Consider the following 3,307-nt stretch of genomic DNA (forward strand, 5'->3'; position numbering starts at 1 on the left):
ACATCAAGCGCGCCAATCTCGCTGCCGGCGAGTATCGCGCCGCGCTGCATATCCTCACCCCGCGTTCGCCGAACTGGCAGCCGCCGGTGAAGACCTATTCGGCGATGACCGGCACAGGCATCGCCGAGTTGTGGCAGGCGATCCTGGACCACCGCGCTGCGACGACGCCGTCCGGCGAGTTCGACGCGCGCCGCCGCGAACAGCAGGTGAAGTGGATGTGGACGCTGCTGGAGGATCGCTGGAAGGCGAAGCTGCGCAGCGACCCGGCGATCCGCGCCAAGGTGAAATCCACCGAAGCCGCCGTCGCCGAAGGCTCGATCACGCCGACGCTCGGCGCCGATCGGGTCGCAGAGCTGATCGGGTGAGCGGCCTGCGCATCCTGATCACCGGCTTCGGGCCGTTTCCCGGCGCGCCCTACAATCCGACTCCGCGATTGGTCGACCGCCTCGTCAAGCTGCGGCGGCCGGCGTTCGACGACGTGGTTCGCGTCGGGCATATCTTCAACGTCAGTTACCGTGCGGTCGACCGCGACCTGCCGGCGCTCCTCGCGCAGCACGGTCCCGATGCGCTGCTGATGTTCGGCCTCGCCGCGTCGACCCGGCACGTCCGGATCGAGACCCGCGCCCGCAATGCGATCACCACGCTGTGGCCCGACGCCGACAAGGTGACGCTGCGCCATGGCCAGATCGCGCCCGGCGAAGACGCGCGGACGTTCGGCGCCCATGGCGCGCGGCTGGCCCGCGCCGCACGGCTCACCGGGATCGACGCGCGGCTGTCGCGCGACGCGGGTCGCTATCTGTGCAACTATTTATGCTGGCGCGGGATCGAAGCGACGCAAGCCGCACAGGGCCCTCGGCTCGCCGCCTTCGTCCACGTGCCGCTGCTCAGCCGTGACGGCACCGCCTGGCCGGGAAGTCGGATCACCGCCGAGCAACTGGTCGATGCCGGCGAAGCGATGCTGCTGGAGCTGGTGCGGCTGACCCGGCAGGCCCGCCGCGTTGCGGCCCGCTGAGATCGCATCGCTCACCAAAGAAACCCGTCGTGCCCGAGGAGGAACCGATGCCGTACGCGCTGTTTTGCGACGATGCCAGGGTCAGCAAGATCTATCCGACCCAAGCCGACGTCTGGAACCACGCCAAGGAAAGCGGGCTGGTGATCGATACCGTCACCGACACCGAGGCTAAAACTCCGCGCCACGTGCTCGACAACGGCTACCAGATCCGTGCCTGCGCGCCGGAGCCGGGCGAAGACCCGGAGCGCAACGAACGCGAGGCCCGGGCCGCGCGGCGTGATCAGTTTGTACCGCCCCAGCGTGAGCCGGACCACGCGCCGGGTTAACCCTACCGCGAAACATCATGCCGCCGGTCCGCCGCCTTGGCCCGCGCCTCGGCGGAATTTGCGTTAGCTGTGAGGATTAGGTTTCGCCCACAGAGCACGCGCCATGGCCCTGCACCGCCGCGACTTCCTCACTACCCTTGCGACGACCAGCGCACTGGCGCTGACCACGTCTCCGCTCGCTGCGGCCCCGACGTCACGCCGTGGCCGTGACGGCGCGCTGTCCGGCGTCCGTCCCGATGGCAGCGATGACCAGACCTCGGCCTTGCAGCGCGCAATCGACGATGCCGCCGAACGGCGCGTGCCGCTGGCACTGCCGCCCGGCAATTATCGAACCGGCACACTGCGGCTGCCGTCCGGCGCGCAGCTGGCCGGTGTGCGCGGCGCCACGCGACTGATCTTCACCGGAGGGGCATCCCTGTTCGACAGCCAGGGCGCCGAAACCGCGACGCTGTCCGGCCTGGTGCTCGACGGCGCCGGGATTCCTCTGCCGAGCCGGCGCGGGCTGGTGCACTGTATCGCTGCGCAAGACCTGCGGATCGAAGACTGCGCGATCACCGCCAGCGGTGGCTCGGGCATCTGGCTGGAGGCCAGCTCCGGCACGATCAGCAACAACACGCTGACCAAGATCGCGGTGACCGGCGTCGTCTCGTTCGACGCCAAGGGGCTGCGTGTCGACGGCAACACGATCATTGATACCAACGACAACGGCATCGAGATTCTGCGCACCTCGCTCGGCGACGACGGCACGCTCGTCACCGGCAACCGGATCGAGAACATCAAGGCCGGCCCGGGCGGCTCGGGCCAGTACGGCAACGCCATCACCGCGTTTCGCGCCGGCAACGTGGTGATCAGCAAGAATTGCGATTACTCCGCGGTGCGCGGCAACTCGGCTTCGAATATTCAGATCACCGGCAACAGCGTGTTGAACGTGCGCGAGGTCGCGCTGTATTCGGAGTTCGCGTTCGAAGGCGCGGTGATCGCCAACAACACGGTGGACGGCGCAGCACTCGGCGTCTCGGTCTGCAACTTCAACGAGGGCGGCCGGCTCAGCACGGTGCACGGCAACATCATCCGCAACCTCAAGCCGAAGCGACCGATCGGCACGGCGCCCGACGACGACGCCGGGATCGGCATCTATGTCGAAGCCGACACCGCGGTTTCGGGCAACGTGATCGAGAATGCGCCGTCGTTCGGCATCGTTGCCGGCTGGGGCCGCTATTTGCGCGACGTCGCCGTCACCGGCAACGTCGTGCGCAAGAGCTTCATCGGCATCGGCGTGTCAGTGATGGACGGCGCCGGCACCGCGACGATCACCGGCAACGTCATCGCCGAGACCCCGCGCGGCGCGGTGGTCGGTCTCGACCACGCAAGACCGGTGACACCGGATCTAACGACGCCGGGCGCGACGCGGTTCACCCAGGTCTCGCTCGGCCACAACACCACCCGGTGACGACGCGGCCCGGCGGCTTCCTGCGCGCGAACGGCGACCTTTGTACTTTGTTGTACGTAGCTGGCCGCACTGTGGGCATTTTTTGAGGGATGCGTTCACAGAAATATAAAATTCTCATGCTCAAACGGCCGAATGGATGAGCAGAGAAAAACGCCTCGGCGGCGCGTCCTGAAGGCTGCAACCATCGAGTTCGGCGGCGGCGCGATCGACTGCAGCGTCCGGAATATCTCGGAGGCTGGCGCGGCGCTGGATGTCGTCACGCCCCTGTTCATTCCCGACCGCTTCACGCTCTACGTCCCGAGCGATCAAATCAAACGAGCCAGCCGCGTGATCTGGCGAAAAGAGAAACGGATCGGGGTTTCGTTCGATTAATCGAGCGCGGGGACCGGACCTGGCAAGCCAGGCCCGTCAACTCTCCAGCTCGCTTATCGACACCGCCACAAGCACGGCTCGGTGGCGGCGGCAAGCGATCTCACACCGCGCGGCAGGCGTCGGCCCAGGCCTTGCACCCGTCCGCCC

5 protein-coding genes are annotated in these 3,307 nt (G+C 67.4%); all 5 read left to right on the forward strand.

What is annotated here, in order from left to right:
- On the forward strand, positions 1-365 hold a 365-nt coding region (locus DYI24_RS23770), incomplete at its 5' end, for a P-loop NTPase family protein (protein WP_502706370.1).
- A complete protein-coding gene (locus DYI24_RS23775) occupies positions 362-1,012 on the forward strand; it encodes a pyroglutamyl-peptidase I (RefSeq protein ID WP_164574074.1) in 651 nt (216 codons plus the stop codon). The genes DYI24_RS23770 and DYI24_RS23775, both read left to right, overlap by 4 nt.
- 47 nt (positions 1,013-1,059) lie before the next feature.
- Positions 1,060-1,338, forward strand: a complete 279-nt coding sequence (locus DYI24_RS23780; protein ID WP_164574075.1) for a hypothetical protein — start codon at positions 1,060-1,062, stop codon at positions 1,336-1,338.
- A 103-nt stretch (positions 1,339-1,441) separates the two neighbouring features.
- A complete protein-coding gene (locus DYI24_RS23785; protein WP_164574076.1) occupies positions 1,442-2,788 on the forward strand; it encodes a TIGR03808 family TAT-translocated repetitive protein in 1,347 nt (448 codons plus the stop codon).
- 132 nt (positions 2,789-2,920) lie between these two features.
- Entirely contained in the window at positions 2,921-3,160 is a 240-nt protein-coding gene (locus tag DYI24_RS23790; RefSeq protein WP_011157331.1) for a PilZ domain-containing protein, read from the forward strand.
- Positions 3,161-3,307 lie beyond the last annotated feature (147 nt).

Source organism: Rhodopseudomonas sp. BR0C11, from assembly GCF_010820945.1.
Taxonomy (GTDB): Bacteria; Pseudomonadota; Alphaproteobacteria; order Rhizobiales; family Xanthobacteraceae; genus Rhodopseudomonas; species Rhodopseudomonas palustris_H.

Coding starts and splice junctions, on each gene's coding strand:
- DYI24_RS23790 (WP_011157331.1), top strand. CDS start 2,921: ATGGATGAGCAGAGAAAAACGCCTCGGCGGCGCGTCCTGAAGGCTGCA.
- DYI24_RS23785 (WP_164574076.1), top strand. CDS start 1,442: ATGGCCCTGCACCGCCGCGACTTCCTCACTACCCTTGCGACGACCAGC.
- DYI24_RS23780 (WP_164574075.1), top strand. CDS start 1,060: ATGCCGTACGCGCTGTTTTGCGACGATGCCAGGGTCAGCAAGATCTAT.